The organism is Sphingomonas sp. 320_CC, from assembly GCF_059691795.1.
On record NZ_JCAWAE010000001.1, the window covers coordinates 472,270 to 489,413 of the forward strand.

At 66.5% G+C, this 17,144-nt stretch carries 13 protein-coding genes; 8 read left to right on the forward strand and 5 right to left on the reverse strand.

Annotated features, from left to right (window positions below):
- Nucleotides 1-44 precede the first annotated feature (44 nt).
- Nucleotides 45-1,067, forward strand: coding sequence for an alpha/beta hydrolase (locus tag AC59GX_RS02140; RefSeq protein ID WP_426282905.1), 1,023 nt, complete (start codon nucleotides 45-47; stop codon nucleotides 1,065-1,067).
- Nucleotides 1,064-2,629: a glycoside hydrolase family 43 protein gene (locus AC59GX_RS02145; protein WP_426282512.1), complete on the forward strand. Its 1,566-nt coding sequence runs from the start codon at nucleotides 1,064-1,066 to the stop codon at nucleotides 2,627-2,629. Before AC59GX_RS02140 ends, AC59GX_RS02145 begins: the two co-directional genes overlap by 4 nt.
- Before the next feature lie 162 nt (nucleotides 2,630-2,791).
- On the opposite strand, the gene AC59GX_RS02150 is transcribed toward AC59GX_RS02145, so the two are convergent.
- From AC59GX_RS02150 to AC59GX_RS02170, 5 genes are all read right to left on the reverse strand, one after another.
- The gene (locus AC59GX_RS02150) at nucleotides 2,792-4,696 is read right to left on the reverse strand and encodes an NPCBM/NEW2 domain-containing protein (RefSeq protein ID WP_426282511.1); all 1,905 of its coding nucleotides are present in this window, start codon (nucleotides 4,694-4,696) and stop codon (nucleotides 2,792-2,794) included.
- On the reverse strand, nucleotides 4,693-7,365 hold the full coding sequence (locus tag AC59GX_RS02155; protein ID WP_497300715.1) for a glycoside hydrolase family 3 C-terminal domain-containing protein: 2,673 nt from the start codon (nucleotides 7,363-7,365) through the stop codon (nucleotides 4,693-4,695). The genes AC59GX_RS02150 and AC59GX_RS02155 overlap by 4 nt, the downstream gene beginning before the upstream one ends.
- Before the next feature lie 64 nt (nucleotides 7,366-7,429).
- Nucleotides 7,430-9,382 carry a sialate O-acetylesterase gene (locus tag AC59GX_RS02160; protein ID WP_426282509.1) on the reverse strand — a complete coding sequence of 651 codons (1,953 nt, stop codon included), beginning with the start codon at nucleotides 9,380-9,382 and terminating at the stop codon, nucleotides 7,430-7,432.
- A 16-nt stretch (nucleotides 9,383-9,398) separates the two neighbouring features.
- The gene (locus AC59GX_RS02165) at nucleotides 9,399-10,940 is read right to left on the reverse strand and encodes a tryptophan halogenase family protein (protein ID WP_426282508.1); all 1,542 of its coding nucleotides are present in this window, start codon (nucleotides 10,938-10,940) and stop codon (nucleotides 9,399-9,401) included.
- A 63-nt stretch (nucleotides 10,941-11,003) separates the two neighbouring features.
- Nucleotides 11,004-13,973 carry a TonB-dependent receptor gene (locus AC59GX_RS02170; RefSeq protein WP_497301317.1) on the reverse strand — a complete coding sequence of 990 codons (2,970 nt, stop codon included), beginning with the start codon at nucleotides 13,971-13,973 and terminating at the stop codon, nucleotides 11,004-11,006.
- A gap of 323 nt (nucleotides 13,974-14,296) precedes the next feature.
- Here AC59GX_RS02170 and AC59GX_RS02175 point away from each other — a divergent pair, with 323 nt between their 5' ends.
- From AC59GX_RS02175 to AC59GX_RS02200, 6 genes are all read left to right on the forward strand, one after another.
- Nucleotides 14,297-14,980 carry a SapC family protein gene (locus tag AC59GX_RS02175; protein WP_426282507.1) on the forward strand — a complete coding sequence of 228 codons (684 nt, stop codon included), beginning with the start codon at nucleotides 14,297-14,299 and terminating at the stop codon, nucleotides 14,978-14,980.
- The gene (locus tag AC59GX_RS02180; protein WP_497300717.1) at nucleotides 14,980-15,993 is read left to right on the forward strand and encodes a cupin-like domain-containing protein; all 1,014 of its coding nucleotides are present in this window, start codon (nucleotides 14,980-14,982) and stop codon (nucleotides 15,991-15,993) included. The genes AC59GX_RS02175 and AC59GX_RS02180 overlap by 1 nt, the downstream gene beginning before the upstream one ends.
- A 231-nt stretch (nucleotides 15,994-16,224) precedes the next feature.
- On the forward strand, nucleotides 16,225-16,482 hold the full coding sequence (locus AC59GX_RS02185) for a thermonuclease family protein (protein ID WP_497301319.1): 258 nt from the start codon (nucleotides 16,225-16,227) through the stop codon (nucleotides 16,480-16,482).
- 43 nt (nucleotides 16,483-16,525) lie between these two features.
- Nucleotides 16,526-16,702, forward strand: coding sequence for a hypothetical protein (locus tag AC59GX_RS02190; protein WP_497300718.1), 177 nt, complete (start codon nucleotides 16,526-16,528; stop codon nucleotides 16,700-16,702).
- Nucleotides 16,703-16,993 (forward strand): type II toxin-antitoxin system RelE/ParE family toxin, encoded by a 291-nt coding sequence (locus AC59GX_RS02195; protein WP_497300720.1) that lies wholly within the window; start codon nucleotides 16,703-16,705, stop codon nucleotides 16,991-16,993.
- Nucleotides 16,977-17,123 (forward strand): hypothetical protein, encoded by a 147-nt coding sequence (locus tag AC59GX_RS02200; protein WP_426282504.1) that lies wholly within the window; start codon nucleotides 16,977-16,979, stop codon nucleotides 17,121-17,123. The genes AC59GX_RS02195 and AC59GX_RS02200 overlap by 17 nt, the downstream gene beginning before the upstream one ends.
- Nucleotides 17,124-17,144: the final 21 nt, after the last annotated feature.

A 17,144-nucleotide genomic window follows, 5' to 3' on the forward strand; every position in this document is an offset into this window, starting at 1 on the left:
GGATGTCCGTGAACAAGCTTCTCGTTGCACTCGGCACTGCGTTGATGCTGTCGACCGGTTCCGCTTCGGCGCAGGTCAAGACGCCCGGACCGCCGCCGGTTGCCGGTGCTAAGCCGGTGACGATCGAGCGGATCACCGTCCACTCGCCCGCGATCGAGGGCAATCTCGAAGGCGAGAGCCCGGACCGCGCAGTGCTGGTGGTGCTGCCGCCGAGCTATCGCGCCAACCCGACGCGGCGCTATCCCGTCGTGTACGCGTTCCACGGCTATTCGATCGGCGCGGAGCAGTGGATCGGCGAGATCCACGTGCCGCAGACGATCGAGGGCGCGTTCGCGAAGGGCGCGCGTGAGATGATCGTCGTGATCCCCGACAGCAAGACCGCGCATAACGGGTCCTTCTATTCGAGTTCGGTCACGGTCGGCGATTTCGAGACGTTCGTCGCGCGCGACTTGGTCGGCTATGTCGACGGCCATTACCGGACGATCGCGGACCGTCGCAGCCGCGGGCTCGCGGGACATTCGATGGGCGGCTACGGCACCGCGCGGATCGGCATGAAGCACGCGGACGTGTTCGGCGCGCTCTACATGATGAGCCCGTGCTGCCTGTCGACGCGCGCGCTCGGCACACCCGATACGGCGACCGAGACGGCGATCCGCGCGCTGCGTTCGCCCGCGGACAGCGCGACCCTGTCATGGGGGCAGCGCGCGCAACTCGCGACCGCCGCGGCCTGGTCGCCCAACCCCAAGGCGCCGCCACTGTATCTCGATCTGCCGGTCAAGGACGGCGTGCCGCAACCCGACGTGCTGGCGCGCTGGGCGGCCAATGCGCCGCTGGCGATGCTCGACCAATATGCCGGCAATCTCCGGCGCTATGCAGCGATCGGGATCGACGTCGGCGACCGCGACGGGCTGAAGGACGATGCCGGCAAGCTCCACGCCGCGCTCGACAGCTACGGGATCCCGAACAGCTTCGAGGTGTATCCGGGCGATCATACCAGCGGCGTCGCCGGCCGCGTGCAGGACACGATGATGCCGTTCTTCTCGCGCGCGCTGGCGTTCGGCAAATGAGGGTCGCGGTGGCGGTCGCGCTGGGGCTGCTGGCGACGGCTGCGTCGGCGCAGGTGTGGCGATCGGACCAGGGCGACGGGAGCTTCCGCAATCCGGTGCTGTTCGCGGATTATCCCGATCCCGACATCATCCGGGTCGGCAGCGACTATTATTTCGCGACGACGACGTTCGCGAATACGCCCGGCATCACGATCCTGCACAGCCGCGATCTGATCAACTGGACGCTCGCGTCGCACCTCGTCGATCGGCTGGAGGGCACGCCCGAATACGATCTGAAGGGCGGCAACGCGTACCGGCACGGGCTGTATGCGTCGTCCTTACGCTACCACGCCGGCACCTATTATCTCGCCAATACGCCGGTCGGGCAGAAGACGCGGATCTGGTACGCGAAGGACGTGCGCGGGCCGTGGCGCTATCACGAACTGGAGCGCGAGGCGTTCGATCCGGGGCTGTTCATCGAGCCGGACGGGCGCGCGTATCTTGCGACCGCGAGCACCGCGGACGGCACGATCGCGCTGCTGACACTCGACAAGCAACTAGCGCACGTCACCGCGTCGCAGAAAGTGCATTACATCAAGGGCGCGGAGGGATCGAAGATCATCCGGCGCGGTACGTATTATTACCTCTTCAACGCGCTGCCGCCGCGGCTGGGGCTGACCGTGTCGCGGTCGCGCAGCCTGTTCGGACCGTGGGAAACGCGCGACCAGATCGACGACAAGACGGGTGGGCATCAAGGCGCTTTGGTCGACCTGCCCGATGGCCGCTGGTTCGGCTTCGTGATGGAGGATAGCGGCGCGATTGGGCGGATGACGAACCTCAGCCCGGTGTTCTGGCAGGACGACTGGCCGGTATGGGGGACGCGCGAGGCGCCCGGTCGCGTGCCGCGGCGTGCCGCCAAACCGATCCTGGGTGGGGCGTTCGCGGAGCCGGCGACGTCGGACGATTTCGGTAAACCGACGCTCGGGTTGCAGTGGCAGTGGAACCACAATCCCGAGCCTTCGCGCTGGTCGTTGAGCGAGCGGCCGGGTTGGTTGCGGCTGAAGCCGACGGTCGCGACCGGGTTCTGGAGCGCGCGCAATACGCTGGTGCAGAAGGGGCAGGGGCCGGCGAGCCGGGCCGAGGTGAAGCTCGACATCCGCCATCTGGCACCGGGCGATCGCTGCGGGTTCGGGACGTTCGGGCAGTTCAGTGGGAATATCACGGTGCAGGGCGCGGCGGTGGGCAAGGCCACGCTGGCGATGGAGGTGACCGAAGACACGGTCGCCGGTGCCCGGAGCGAGGTTCGCGCCACCGCGCCGTTGCCGCGGACCGAGGCGCTGTGGTTGCGGACCGACATGGACTTCACGACCGACCGGGCGCGCGTGGCGTATAGTGTGGACGGGCGGCGCTGGACCGGGCTGGGCGGCGACTTTCCGCTCGCGTTCGCGTGGCGGACGGGGACGTTCCAGGGCGAGCAGCTCGCGGTGTTCTGCTACGCGCCGACGGGGAGTTTGGGGTGGCTGGACGTCGACCGGTTCACGCTGTCGGCGTTGCCGCCGGGCAAGCCGGAGCGGGTGCGTTAGGACTAAGCGACCAACGTAGCGACCACGCCAACCCTCCGTCATCCTGACGAAAGTCAGGATCCAGAGTAACGGACGCGAACTCGTGGCTCTGGATCCTGCCTTTCGTCAGGATGATGGGTGGGGTTTGGTTCGGGTTCAAGACCCGAACCCGAAACCAGTCGCCTATTTCAACAACGCAGCGTCCGCCCATGTCGCAGGTTGCGGCGCCCCGGCATTCGCCGCACCGCTCCCCCGCGCCACCAGTTCGACAATCCGTACACCCGTCACCTTCGCCTCGAGCGGGACCGCTGCCTCACCAAACCCCATCGGCCGGGACTTGGCCAGCAGGCGACCATCGCCCCAGACCTCGAACACCGTCGTGCCCGAACGCGGCTGGCCGGAATCGTTGATGCCGACCTTGGCGGCGAACCGCGCATAGCCCTGGTTGCGCACTTCGAGGCGGGAGTTTGCGAGCACGCCGATCCCCGTGTCGAAGTCGGTGCCGGCCACGCGCAACAGCTTGCCGTATGGCGCGCGGTCGGATTCGGCGCCGCCCCAGCCGCCATATTGCGGGTGCTCGCCGCCGCCGCGGGTGCCCGTCCACGGCGTGATCGACTGGTAGATCGTCGGATCCGGCTGCGGCACGACCACGCCATCGGTTGCCGGATTGACGCGGCCGGTCTGCTCGGAAAGGTATAGCCCGCCCGGCAACCGCCGCGTGCCGGTCGCGCGGAAAATCAGTGTCTCGTGCGGCGCGAGCGTCACCGCGATCTCCTTGCGGAAGCTCTGCTCCTTCTTGGTCCAGAGGTCCTTCAGGCGCACGTCGGCGGTCGGCAGCATCTTGAGTTGTTCGGCGGTCAGCACCGCCTTGGCAGGCGAGGCGGTACGGTTGAACAATGCGACGCCCTTGCTGCCGTCCGCGAGCGTCTTGACGAAGGTCTGCACCTCCGACGAGTCATAGGCGAGCACCGCCTGGTTGCCCGCCGAATCCTGGTTCAGCGCAACGATATCCGCGTTGCCGAAGATCGCGAGCAGGTCCGGCGTAAGCTTGCGCAAGTCGTAGCCGATGATCAGCGGCGCGTTGAGCATCGCCCACAATGCGAAGTGCGAGCGCGCCTCCGCGCTGTGTGCCGCGTCGAAATCGCCGGTGCCGACGAACAGCATGTCGGGGTCGTTCCACGATCCCGGATGCGCGTAGAGCGCGCGGTGCGTGACGGTGTCGAGGTTGGTGAGCATCCGCGGCCAGACCGGCTGGATGTCGTCGCTGGTGCGCGAGGTGTTGCCGACGTCCTTGCCCCACGCGCGCACGTCGCCCGCGCCCCACAGGCATAGCGAATACACGTACGCGCGGTCGCCGGCGTGCGTGTGCAGCGCGGTGTGGACCTGTTCGTAGAGGCCGCGGATACCGGCGATGTCCGTTCCACCAAGCGACTGCATGTCGACGAGTGGTGTGAGGGCGCGGTACAGGCCGGACTTCACGCGCGGTGCGTCCACGGGCAGGCCGCGCGCGCCGCAGCCGTCGACCTTCAGGAAATCGAAGTTCCATTCCGCGAAGAACAGTCGGATGTCCTGGTCGACATGACCGTACAGCCCGACCTCGCGCTCGGCGACGCTGCCCTCGGGCTGGTTCTTGAAATCGGGGGTGTAGATCTGGCCGCAGCTGTTGCGGCCGATGTCCGAATAGATGCCGACCTTGAGGCCCATCGCGTGGAGCCGGTCGGTAAACGGGCGGAAGCTCGTGTCTGCACCGGTCGCGGCGGACGGGAAGTGGCTGGTGCGGATCAGCAGCCGGCCGTCGGGTTGGCGACGCTTCAGCCACCAGCCATCGTCGATATTGACGTAGCGATAGCCGATGTCGCGCAACTTGGTGTCGATCAGCGCCTGCGCCGAGGCGAGCACCTTTTCCTCGTCGACGTCGCTGTTGAAGGCGTTCCACGAACTCCAGCCCATCGGCGGCACGGCTGCGGAGCCATCGGTATTGGCGCTCCATTTTCCGGTCGGGGTCAGCGGATCCGCCAGTGCCGCGATCGGCGTGCAGAGCGCGACCAGCGCGGTGCCGAGCGTCGCGAGTGTCCGTACGCGGCTCACTTCGGCAGCTCCGCCGACTGGCGCGCCGTGAAGCTGGCCGTCTGCCCCGCGACACCCGTGCCGGGCTGCCCCGCGCCCACCGTCACGCGGTAGGTGCCGGCAGCGACCGAACGTGCACCGTCCAGCGCGACCGAACTCAGATCGCGCGGCGACAGGTCGAACGTCAGGCTGCGTGCTTCACCGGGGCGGAGTGCGACGCGCTGGAACCCGCGCAGCGCGATCCGCGGGGTGCCAGGCCGATCGGGAAAGTCGAGATAGAGTTGCGCGACCTCCTCGCCGGGTCGATCGCCCTGGTTGGTCAGTCGCGTGGTGACGCGCAGGCCGTTCTCGGCGCCGCCGCGTACGGGCGTGACGGTCAGCGGTGCATAGCCAAACTTCGTGTAGCTGAGCCCGTGGCCGAACGGATAGACCGGCGTGCCCGCGAAATAGCGATAGGTGCGGCCCTTCATCGCGTAATCGCCGAACGGCGGCAGGTCGCCGACGCTGCGATAGAAGGTGAGCGGCAGGCGGCCCGACGGGTTGGTGCGGCCGGTCAGGATGTTGGCCGCGGCGGTGCCGCCGGTCTCGCCCGGATACCAGGCCTCCAGCACCGCGGCGGCATTGTCCTTCGCCCAGGCGAGGTTGATCGGGCTGCCGTTCATCGTGACGAGCACGATCGGCTTGCCGGTGGCCTTGGCCTGTTCGAGCATCGCGATCTGGTCCGCGGGCAGGTCGAGCGTGGTCTTGTCGCCACCCGAGAAGCCCGGCACCGTCACGCCGGTTTCCTCGGCCTCCAGGTCGGAGGTGAGGCCGACCACCGCGACCAGCACGTCGGCGCCAGCGGCCGCGCGACGAAGCTCGGCGGACGGCGCATCCGACACGCGCTTCCAAACCAGGTCGATCCCGCTGCCCTCCGCGCGGATCGCATAGCGCTTGCCGCCTTCGAGTTTCAGCGTCGTCATGCCGGGCAGGTCGTTCCAGCGTGCCTTGCGCCGGTCGGAGATCATCTTGTTGTCGAGCGTCAGCGTGCCGCCCGATCCCGACAGGCCGACGCGGTAGGTGCCGCTTTCCGGGGGCACAAGGAAGCCGGTCCATTCGGTACGGTGGACGTCGGTGACGCGTGCGAGATCGAGGTTGCGATCGCCGACGTCCGGCTCGATGCGCGTTACTACCGGCTGCGCCTGGTACTTGGCGGCGGCGACGAGTTTCTCGCGCGCGCCGCGGGCGTATTGCGCGGGCATCGGCGTCGTCGGATTATAGTAGCGCGCGAGCAGGCCGGGCTTGCCGTCGGGCGTGAGCAGCGCGGATGTCGGCACGCGGTCGCCGTCCGTGACGGACTCGCCGAACGGCACGAGCGTGACCTGGCTTGTACCGAGCGCGGTCTTCAGCCCCTCCAGCACCGATATCGGCTGGCCCGACAGCGGCGACGAATAATTGCCGCGGAGTACGCGCGTCGCATCGCCGAGCGGGCCGATCACGGCGAGCTTCACGCCTGGCTTGAGCGGCAGGATGCCGTCGTTCTTCAGCAGCACCATCGACCGTTCGGCCGCAGCCAGCGCCAGTCGCCGATGCTCGGGGGCGCCGACGACGCTGGTCGGCAACGCCTTGGGGGCGCCGGCAAGTCCGAGCAGGTCGCCGTTGCGATACCGCGCGGTGAACAGGCGGACGAGGCTCTGGTCGACGTCCGCCTCGGTGATCAGGTCGCGGTTCAGAGCCTCGCGGTACCGGGTCTCCAAGCCCGCGGTGTCGCCCAGCGTCTCGCCGTTGCACTCGTTGTCGACGCCCGCGCGCATCGCGGCGGCGACCGCGGCGGCGCTGTCGGGCGCGTATTTATGGTTGTCGGCGATGTCCTTCACCGCGTCGCAATCGGACACGACATAGCCCTTGAAGCCCCACGCACCGCGCAAATGCTCCTTGAGCAACAGGTCGCTGGCGCAGGCCGGCTGGCCGTCGATGCGGTTGTACGCGCACATCACCGAGCCTGCATGCCCGTCGACCAAGGCGGCGCGGAAGGCGGGGAGGTAGGTGTCCTCCAGGTCGTGCGCGGAGATGTAGACGTTGGCCTGGTGGCGCGTGCCCTCGGGGCCGCTGTGGACCGCGAAGTGCTTGGGCGTGGCAATCACCTGCGGGCGATCGGGGTTGGGGCCCTGCATTCCGGTCACGAACGCGACGCCCATCGTCGCGGTCAGGAACGGATCCTCGCCATACGTCTCCTGCCCGCGGCCCCAGCGCGGATCGCGGAAGATGTTGATGTTGGGCGACCATGTGTCGAGCCCGGTGCCGATATGCCCGTTCCTGCCGGTCTCGCGACCGAGCGTGTGCAGCCCGCGCACCTCCTCGCTGATCGCACTCGCGACGTCGTGGACGATTGGCGCGTCGAAGCTTGCGGCGAGGCCGATCGGTTCGGGAAAGTTGGTGGTCGCGAGCGGCCCAAGCGCGCCGTGCAGCGACTCGGTCCACCAATTATACGCGGGCACGCCGAGCCGCGGGATGGCGGGCGCGACGTTGAGCAACTGCGGCAGTTTCTCGTCGAGCGTCATCCGCGACACCATCGTCCGCGCCATCTGCTCGGCGGGGTCGGGCGTCGTCCGCAGGCTCGGCGCGGCGGTCGGCTCGCGCGCGATCGCCGGGGAGAATGCGAGCGCGAGCCCGGCCGTCGCCAGGGCTTTCGCCTTCATGGTCATGCGCATCGTCAGTCTCTCCCGTTGCGGCGCGCGTTGGCGGCCGTTCTTGTTCTTCGCACCCGTTCGGGGTTTATCGCGCCGGCAGGACCGGCACTTCGAACGTGCCGACGGGCAGCGGTGCGTCGTCGGCAAGGTTGGTCGCCGGGGCGTCCGCCCAGGCATAGCGGACGCGTGTGACGGGTTGGCCATCGCCGGGCAGCGTCACCTCGGACCCCGCGACCTTGCCCGGAGCGTAGCGACAAGTGCCGACCGCGGCGCCGCACAGTTCGAAGCCGATCGCCTGCGCGGCACTGCGGGCATGCAGCGCGCCCGTCACGCCGCTGAACCGCACCGTGACGCCGCCATCCGCCGAGCGCTTTGCATCGGCGACGGCAGGGCCGGACGGCGCGATCTTCTCGCCGTAGACTGCGACGCGCATCACACGCGCGAGCCTTTGCCCGACCTCGTGCTTCTCGCCGGGATGGATGTCGAGCGCATCGCCGAGGTCGAGCGCGACGGCGATGCCGGCATGCGGGTCCGCCGCCGCCACGCGTCGCTGCGCATCGCGGACGTCGCCCCAGCCGCTCTCGCCCGGCGCGATCGCCGGGCTGCCGTAATTGGCGAGCTGGACGATGCCGAACCCGGTCTCGGGCGTGCCGAAACGGTGACGCCAGTCGGCGATCAACGCGGTCATCCGGCGGTCGTAACCGGGGATGCCGGTGTCGGACTCGCCCTGGTACCAGGCCATCCCGGCGAACTTCGTAGCACCGAGCGGCGCGATCATCGCGTTGTAGAGCGTGCCTGCGCCGTTGATGTCGTCCCACGGCACGCGCGGTGCGGCGCCTGCGAGCCGCTTGGCGATCGCATAGCGCCAGCCGGTGCCGAGCGGCACGCTGCTCCCGTCGGCGAACGACAGTCGCATCGAGTCCGCGGGGCCGGTCATCCCGCCATAGGCATAGACGTCGTCGTCGTTGACGGTGATGACGTTGCGCCCGGCCTTCAAGCTACCGGCGGCCAGCGCGTAGACGCGCGATTGCGACGCGAGGCTACTGCCACCGACGCCCACGCCGTTGACCCAGGTGCGGTCCGCGTCGTCGACCATGCCCAGCACCAACGTCGCCGGGCCGCGTGCCTGCTCGGCGCTCAGCTGGACCTCGTGCTGATACCAGATCATGCCGTTGTAATCGGCGAGTGGGGGCACGCCCCAGGTCTCGAAATTGGTCATCGCGGGCACCGGATGCCAGTCGAGCGCGGCATCCGGCTGCCACGGCTCGCGGCCAGCGGCGTCGCCCGAGCCGTCGCGCCACCAGCTTTCCCAGATCGTCGACGCCTGCCGGTTGGCGGCGGCGGGATCGCGGGCATAGAGCGCGAGCAGATCGGCGGGGGCGCCGAGCCCGGCCTGGCGCAGCGCGGAGTCGCTCATCCACGCGCTGATCCGCGACCCGCCCCAGCTCGAATGCACCGCGCCGATCGGTACGCCCGACGTACGGCGCAGCGCCTGGACCATGTAGAAACACGCGGCCGAGAAGCTGGGTGCCGTGGTCGGACCGGACACCGTCCACGTCGGCTGTTGGGCAAACCGCGCGACCGGTGCGGCGGCGGAGACCTTGGCGATCGTCAGCAGGCGTAGCTTGTCATCGACCTCCGGATGCGCGTCGGGGAACAGGCCCTGTCCCTGCTCGACGCGGAGTTCCATGTTGCTCTGGCCCGAACACAGGAAAACGTCGCCGACCAGGATATCGCGCAGGACGGCCGCACCGCTCGGCGCCGCGATCGTCAGGTCGTACGGACCGCCGGCGGGGAGGGCGGGCAGGCTCGCCGAAAAGCTGCCATCGCGCGCGGCCTTGGCGGTGACGCTGCGCCCCGCCAGCGTGATCATCACGGTTTCACCGGCTGCGGCCTGCCCGGTCAGGACGATGGGCTGCCCGCGTTGGATCACCGCATGATCGCCCATGACGCCATCGAGGCGCGGCGATGCCGACGCAGCGGTCGCACCGATGGTTAGGATCGCGCCGATGGCCAGGCACGCTGTGACGGTCCGCATACTATTCCCCTGACGGCTAGATCGGCTGGAGGCCGTGGCGCTTGATACGGTCGATGAGATCGCGGTGGCCGGGCAGGCTGCTCACCAGCCGCTGCGTCTGCACCTCGTTGTCGTGCCGCGCGCGCCGAGCCAGCGCGACATCGTCGTCGATCGACCCCGGCATCACCGCGGTTCGCGCGCCCATGCCGTACAACACATATTGATAGCTCGCCGACGGGAAGACCTCCTCGGCGCGATCGAATTCGTCATGGATCCAGGGCGACTGGAACCGCCACAGCTCCATCAGGCCCGCCAGCCGGTCGGGGATCGACTCCGGCCGGACGTTGTCACGCCAGAACTCGGTGTCGGTCCGCTTAGTCAGCGCATAATGCAGCTTGAGGAAGTCGATGATCCGGCCCCAGCGATAATGCGCCGTGTCGTTGAAGCGGTGCGAGACGACGTCCATCACTTCGCGACACGCGGGCATCTGCTCGGCGATCATCTTCGCGGACAGCTCGATCAGGACGATCGCGGATGCCTCCAGCGGTTCGAGAAACCCCGCGGCGAGCCCGACCGCGACGCAGTTGCGCACCCAGAATTGCTCGCGGTGGCCGGCACGGATCGCCAGCCGGCGCGCGGTCAGGTCGCGCGCGGCGGGGCCGATATAATCGCGCAATTCCTGCTCGGCGGCGTCCGCGCTGATGTGGCTGCTCGAGAAGACATGGCCGACCCCGCGTCGCGTCGGCAGGCCGATATCCCAGATCCAGCCGGCCGACTGCGCGGTCGAGATCGTGTGGCTCGCGATCGGCGCGTCGGGCACGTCATAGGGCACCTGCATCGCCAGCGCGGTGTCGCAAAACAATATGTCGGTGCAGCTGCGGAACGGCACCTTCATCGCGCCGCCGATCAGCAGCGCGGCAAAGCCGGTGCAATCGATGAACAGGTCGCCCGCGATCGATATGCCCTGTTCGGTATCGAGGTTGGCGATGTCGCCGCTCTCGTCGAGATGCACCTCGGTGACGTCGGCCTTCACATGGCGGACGCCGAGCGTGTCGCAGCAATGCCGCTGAAGGAAATGCGAGAACTTGCCCGCGTCGAGGTGATACGCGTAGTTCGCATGGCCGTCATATTCGGGCGTCGCGATCGTCTTGGGGCCGAGCCCTTCGTCGCAGATCCGGCCCTGCGGCGTGACCGTATCGCAGAACGTCGCACTGCCCTCGTCCGCGAGCCAGTGCGGTGCGAGGTTCACCTGGCCGAAGTGCTGCGGGAGCATCAGCGGGTGATAATAGCCGTCGTCCGGCGCACCGGTGGTCCAGCGATTGAACCGGGCGCCCTGCTTGAACGACGCGTCGCACTGCCGAAACAACTCGGTTTCCGACAAGCCCATCTTCTTGAGCGTCGAACGCAGCGTCGGCCACGTCCCTTCGCCGACGCCGATCGTCGGCACGTTGGGCGATTCGACCAAAGTGACGGTGAAGCCATGCTGGCGCCGCGCCTGGTGCTTGGCCGCGATCACGCCCGCGGTCAGCCACCCTGCGGTGCCGCCGCCGACGATAACGATGTTCTGAATTTCGTGCATGGTGCAGCGTAATCGAAAAAAGGCGGAGCACGAACAGGTCGTGCTCCGCCAGTGGGAGGGGGATCAGAAGTGGAAGCGGACGCCCGCGGTGTAGCGGCGGCCGTAGTCGAACACGTCGAGCAACTGGTTGTCGTAGCGCCCGTGCGTGCTCTGCTGGTTGTTGTTGACGTTCAACGCTTCGGCGAAGACGCTGAACTGCCTGTTGATGTCGTAGCTTGTCGACAGATCAACCTGGAAGCTCTGGTCGACGAAGGTCGGCTCGGACCCGAACGAACCGGTATTCTGGTTCTGGCCGAACGCCAGGAGATACTGGTCACGCCAGTTGAGTGCGGTGCGGAACTGGAACCCGTTCTTTTCGTAGAAGCCGACGAAGTTTGCCGAGTTTGCCAACCCGGTAACCGCGAAGCCGGTCTGCGAGATGTTCTTGTCGTCATACGGCCGGTTGGTGTTGACGAAGGTCGCGTTGGCTTGGAACCCGAAGCCCGAGGTGCCGAACACCTGCTGCCAGGCAAGCTCGATGCCGCGGACGGTGGCATCCGGTCCGTTTACCTGCTGCGTGACGGCGAAGCTCGCCAAGGTGCCCGTCGTCGGATCGATCAAGCCGTTGATCGACTGTCGCGTCACGCCGCCAACCACGAAATTGCTGACGTTCTTCAGGAAGAACCCGACCGAGAGATATGAGTTGCGCTGATAATACCATTCGGCCCCGACGTCGAAATTGTCGGCGAGATACGGACGCAGGTTCGGATTGCCGCCGCTGGCCGACAAGGCGCCGATGCGTTGACCATTGCCGACATTGAGCACCGGGTTCAGCAGATTCAACGACGGACGGGTCAGCGTGCGCGAGGCGTCGAAGCGAAGGATCAGGTTGTTGGCGAGTTCCAGCTTCGCATCCATGCTGGGCAGCAGATACGAATATGAGCTGTTGCTCCTGACGTCCTGCACATTCGTGTAGGTCGGGATGCTGAGCAGCGTCCGGTCCGCCGTGCTGGTGACGAGCGCGGTGGGCAAGCGGCCCTGTCCGACCGATGCCAGATTGGTGTTCTCGTTACGCACGCCTGCGTTGAACGTGAACGGCAGGCTGCCGATCTCGGTCTTGAAGTTCACGCTGAAGTACAGCGACCAGGTCCGCTCTCGAACCCGCGCGATGCTCCCGGGATCGACCGCTTCGTCGAACGCACCCGTGAAGCCGGTCACGTTGGCATAATTGAACCCCGGCACGTTCTGTGCCTGCGGATTACCCAAGCTGGACAGGAAGTTTTGATAGGCGATCGGGCTGAACACGAACACCGATGGCGGCAGACTGCCGTTGAAGCCCGGGATGAAGTTGTTGAGGCTGATTGATCCCTGATACAAGTTGGCGGGCAGTGGCGAGATACCGGATGTTCCGCGGGAGGGCCCGCCGTAACCGGCATAGGCCTGCCAGAAATTGTTCGTGAAGGTGCTCGTATTGCGGAAGTTGAACGTGTCCTGATAATATTGGCCACCGGCCTTGATCGTCAGGTCATCCTGCTTCCAGGTGGCATTGCCGCGGAACTGCGCGAGTTCGTCGGTATTGCGTTGCGTCTGATTGACCGCGACGTGCGAGCCGATCAGCGACTGGTCCGCCCAGCGTGCGCCATCACCGGCGGGACCAAAGTTGCTGATCGTTGGGAAAGCGTCGCTGCTTTTGCCATCGACGGTGAAGCGCAGGACGTTACCGAGGGCGTTGCCATAGCCGATGTCGCCATTCTGGCTGCCGATTACGTTGCCGGGGTTCCGCCAACTCTTCGCATAGGAACCGTCTGCCTCCAGCGTGAGGTTTTCGGTTACATCGTATTTGACGTTCAGCCCGGTCTGGTTGGTCTGAAGGATTTCCGTGTTGCGCGCGGCAGTGAAGTCGGTTGGCGTGCCGGTCTGGGTAAAATCTACCGCGGTCCCGTTCTTGTCGAGCGTCACGTTGCGCAAGTCGCCCTGGTTGAACCAGACGCCGAACGCGTAGTTGTTCTGAGTAATTTCCTGACGCGAGAAATTATTGTCGAGCGTTACCATCAGGTCGTCGGTCGGATGATATTGGAATGCGACGCGCGCATCGACACGCTCATCTTTGACGCGCTGCTGTTCGGCGCCATATTGCTGCGGGAACCAGCCTGGCAGGTTCTGCCGGTTGTTCGGATTGGCATAGCCTGCCGACGCAGTGTCGCTGGTCGGGGCGCACGCCCCGGTGCTGCCCGCGAGCTGGCACGGCGCAAAGTTCCCGCCCGGCCAACCGGACACGTACACGCGGTTGGTATCGGTCTTACGCTGCGTGTAGATCACGTCCGCCAAGACGCCGAACGTTTCGTCCTTGTTCGTGCTGCTGATCAGGAGACCAGCGGTCGGTGCGATCTTGCCCGAGCGGTCCTGGATCGAACCAGAACCAGATGCGGCAAGGCGGAAGCCGGGATGATCGAACGGCTTCGGGAACTGGATGTCCACGGTCGCACCGATCGAACTCGATGACAGAGTGACGTCGGGCGTCTTGAGAACACTGAGTTGGCCGATGAAGTCGACGCCGACGGTGCTGAAGTCGATCTGGCGACCGCCGGTTGCGGTCGAGATACGACGACCATCATACAGCGTCGTGTTAAAGTCGTTGCCAAAGCCGCGCACGGCAATGCCCGTGGGTTCACCGCGCGAGCCGGAGCGCTGGATCGTCACGCCAGGCAGGCGCTGCAAGGCGGCCGCGACGTTGGAGTCCGGGAACTTGCCGATGTCCTCGGCCGAGATGACGTCGACGATGCCCGACGAGGTGCGCTTCAGGTCGAGGTTGCGCTGGAGCGATCCGCGCAGGCCGGTGACGATGATGTCGTCGCTCTGCGGGGCGCTGCCCTGCACCGTGTTACCCTGCGACGCGTCTGGCGCGGTCGCTGCGTCCTGCGGCTGTCCGGCTTCCGACGCGGTCGTGGTGTTCGCGGACGTCGGCACGGCTGGCTGCGGCGCGGACGGCTGCGTGGTCGTGCTGTTCTGAAGATTGCCCCGATCCTGCGCCATTGCCGGGATCGACCACATCATCGCCAGTACGCTGGTCGCGCAGGCGAGTGCGCTCGATGGGTGGGCCAGTCCTCGAAAGCCGAAAGCGCGCGTAGTGGTGGTCACGGTCAAACATCCCCTCATGCGGCGCCGCACCGCCCTTCTTGTGAGAGGCGTCCACGACAAAGTTACTTCGACGATCGAATCATGCGCGTTTCCGCCCCGTCTCGATCATCTACGGTAGCGCTCACAATACTCAGGCTAACAATCAATGCAAGCATTTGTATGAGTGGTCGCGGTGAGGCTTTGCAACCGGGGCGCCATGTGCGATCTCTCGGGCAAGAAGACTGTACGGAGAGAGATGGATGCCGATCTGGGAGATGCTGAGCCATGCGCAGCACGCGGCGTTGCGCGTATCGCGCGCGCACGATGGCGAGCGGCAATTCGCGCAGATCGTCGCGGACGAATTTCTCCAGGCTGCTCCGTATTATGCGATTTTGTTCACGAAACACCCGGAGACCGGCGCCTTCTACGCAGGCGTCGTGATGGGCCTGGAGCCGGGCCGCAACCTGATGGCGGTCAAGGGGGCGTTGCCCGACTACCGGCCCGCCGACCTCGAACGCCAAGGCTTCTACATCACCGACGAGCAACTGGTCGTCGACCGCGAGCACGGTGTCTTTGCGGAGCCGGACGGCCAGCTTTTGTTCGACATGAACGGTGAGGCAGCGCTACCACTCAAGCGTATCCAGCAGGCCTTGCACGTCCTCCAGTCGGGCATTCCCGAGACCGACGCGCTGATCGAGCGTTTCCTCGCGCATCGCCTGCTCGAACCGATCGACGTGACGATGAGCTTCGACGACGGCGAACATCTGACGCTCGAAGGGCTCTACACGATCAGCCTCGACGCGCTGCACGCATTGCCCGATGCCGCAGTGCTCGATCTGTTTCGCCGCGGCGACCTGCAACTCGCCTATGCGCAGGCCGGATCGATCCGCCATTTGCGGACGCTCGGCCGGATCCGGAACAACCGGTTGGCGGATATCGGCTGATGCTGCACGAGCCGCCCGCCGACGCGTTGCGCGATCCGGACACTTTCCAGGCCGAGGTGATGGCGCGGTGCGAGCCCGCGGTATTGCGCGGCGCGGCGCGGGATTGGCCGATGTTGTCGGGGGCGACGACGCCGGGTGCGGCCCTCGACGGCGTGGTGGCGCAGCTTCGCCGCTTCGATAGCGGCAAGCTTGCGGAAGTGTTCGTCGGCAAGCCCGAGATCGGCGCGCGGTACACTTACGACGCGACGCTCGCCGGGTTCAATTTCGAGCGCAGCGCGGTGCCCTTCGGCGAGGCGCTGACGCGAATCCTCGACAGCGCGGCGGACCCCGGCCGGGCCAGCATGTACATGGGATCGATGACCGCGGAGACGTATTTCCCCGGTATCGAGGAGACGACCCGCCTGCCGTTCGTACCGTCCGCGGTGCGCGCGCGGTTCTGGGTCGGCCACGCCTCGACGGTCGCCTGTCATTACGACACGATGGACAACGTCGCGTGCGTCGCGGCGGGGCGGCGGCGTTTCACGCTGTTCCCGCCCGACGCGATTCGCGACCTGTATGTCGGACCGATCGACCACACGCTTGCCGGCCAGCCGATCAGCCTCGCGGTCGGCAGCGAGCCCGGCGACCCGCGCTTCCCCCGCTTCGAGAACGCCCGCGACCGCGCGCTGGTCGTCGAGCTGGACCCCGGCGACGCGCTCTACGTGCCGAAACTCTGGTGGCATCAGGTCGAGGCGGTCGGCGACGTCAACGTCCTGGTCAATTTCTGGTGGGACGGGTTCAGCGCAGGACCGGACCAGCCCTACACCGCGATGCTGCTATCGCTGCTGACGATCGCCGAACGCCCGCCGGCCGAGCGCGCAGCTTGGCGCGCGTGGTTCGATCATTACGTGTTCCGCCCCGACGGCCACCCGCTCGCATTCCTCCCGCCCGAACGCCACGGCGTGCTCGGCGCGTCGAAGGAGACTTACGGGCGTATCCGAACACTGGTGATGCGCCTGCTGCGCGGCGGTTGAGAGTGGGGGGGTGATGAGCGGTCGTGTGGAGTTCGTACGTGGGATCGGCGACGAACTGTCAGCCGCGGCAAGTGTTGCCCGTGCGGCGTCCACAGTTGCGATCACCTCCGCACTGCCAAGCGGCAAGGCGGTCTCCGCGCGCTTCACGATCTGCGGCCACGCCAAGCGGATCGACTGCATCGTCGACGGTGACACGGTCTGGATGGCGGCACTAAGATCTGCATCGCCGACATCGACACGCCGGAAACCCATCCACCCCGCTGCGCCCGCGAAGCACGGCTGGGGCAGGCGGCAACGCCGAAGATGCACCCGCTCCTCAACGCGGGCCCCTTCACGCCGACCCCGATCAAGCGCGACGTCGACCGCTACGGCCGCAAACTCCGCATCGTCGAGAGGGGTGGGGAGTCGCTTGGGGCGGTTCTGGTCCGCCACGGCCTTGCGCGGCGTTATGGCGGCGGCAAGCGCCCGCCTTGGTGTGGATGGGCGTGAGTTGCCACTGGTCGTGATTGCCATCGAGGTGTATCCCTCAAGGATGGCTCGCGATGATGCCCTGTTCGATACGAGCGATCCCGCTGCGGAGGCTGAGGCCGACGCGCGGGCAGATGCAGCTGTGCATAGCGGACGGTTGATCAGCCACGACGCGGTCAAGCGCTGGCTATCGTCATGGGGTTCGACAGAACCTCTACCCCGACCCCGCGTCGGCGATTAGTTGCGCATCGTCTGGACGGACGATGCCGTCGCCAATCTAGAGGCGATCGTTACCTATGTCTCCGAGTTCAATCCCATTGCTGCCCATGCATTGGGCACGCGGCTTATCGCGGTGGCAGACAGCCTCGCGAGCTTTCCAGATCGAGGCCGCGACGTTGGAAACGGGCGGCGTGAGCGGACGACGGTATGGCCGTATATTCTCCGCTACCGCGTGGTTGACGACTGCGTGATCATTTTGCGCGTCAGGCATGGGGCGCGGGACGAGGAGGCAGAAGATGATCGAACCGAATGAGTCAGAGCAACTGGTTCAGTGCGACTATGATGCTTGGAAGCGGGCCAAGATCGAGCGCGGGATGACGCAAGCGCGCAACCGATCGATGATGATCCCGATCGAACAGGTGTTGCGCGAACTGACCGTTTGAACATAGCGAAACGCTGCGATT

Bases quoted from the DNA above. Each gene is read 5' to 3' on its own strand.
- AC59GX_RS02140 (WP_426282905.1), top strand. From the start codon at position 45: ATGCTGTCGACCGGTTCCGCTTCGGCGCAGGTCAAGACGCCCGGACCG.
- AC59GX_RS02145 (WP_426282512.1), top strand. From the start codon at position 1,064: ATGAGGGTCGCGGTGGCGGTCGCGCTGGGGCTGCTGGCGACGGCTGCG.
- AC59GX_RS02155 (WP_497300715.1), bottom strand. From the start codon at position 7,365: ATGCGCATGACCATGAAGGCGAAAGCCCTGGCGACGGCCGGGCTCGCG.
- AC59GX_RS02160 (WP_426282509.1), bottom strand. From the start codon at position 9,382: ATGCGGACCGTCACAGCGTGCCTGGCCATCGGCGCGATCCTAACCATC.
- AC59GX_RS02165 (WP_426282508.1), bottom strand. From the start codon at position 10,940: ATGCACGAAATTCAGAACATCGTTATCGTCGGCGGCGGCACCGCAGGG.
- AC59GX_RS02170 (WP_497301317.1), bottom strand. From the start codon at position 13,973: ATGATGTGGTCGATCCCGGCAATGGCGCAGGATCGGGGCAATCTTCAG.
- AC59GX_RS02175 (WP_426282507.1), top strand. From the start codon at position 14,297: ATGCCGATCTGGGAGATGCTGAGCCATGCGCAGCACGCGGCGTTGCGC.
- AC59GX_RS02180 (WP_497300717.1), top strand. From the start codon at position 14,980: ATGCTGCACGAGCCGCCCGCCGACGCGTTGCGCGATCCGGACACTTTC.
- AC59GX_RS02190 (WP_497300718.1), top strand. From the start codon at position 16,526: ATGGCTCGCGATGATGCCCTGTTCGATACGAGCGATCCCGCTGCGGAG.
- AC59GX_RS02200 (WP_426282504.1), top strand. From the start codon at position 16,977: ATGATCGAACCGAATGAGTCAGAGCAACTGGTTCAGTGCGACTATGAT.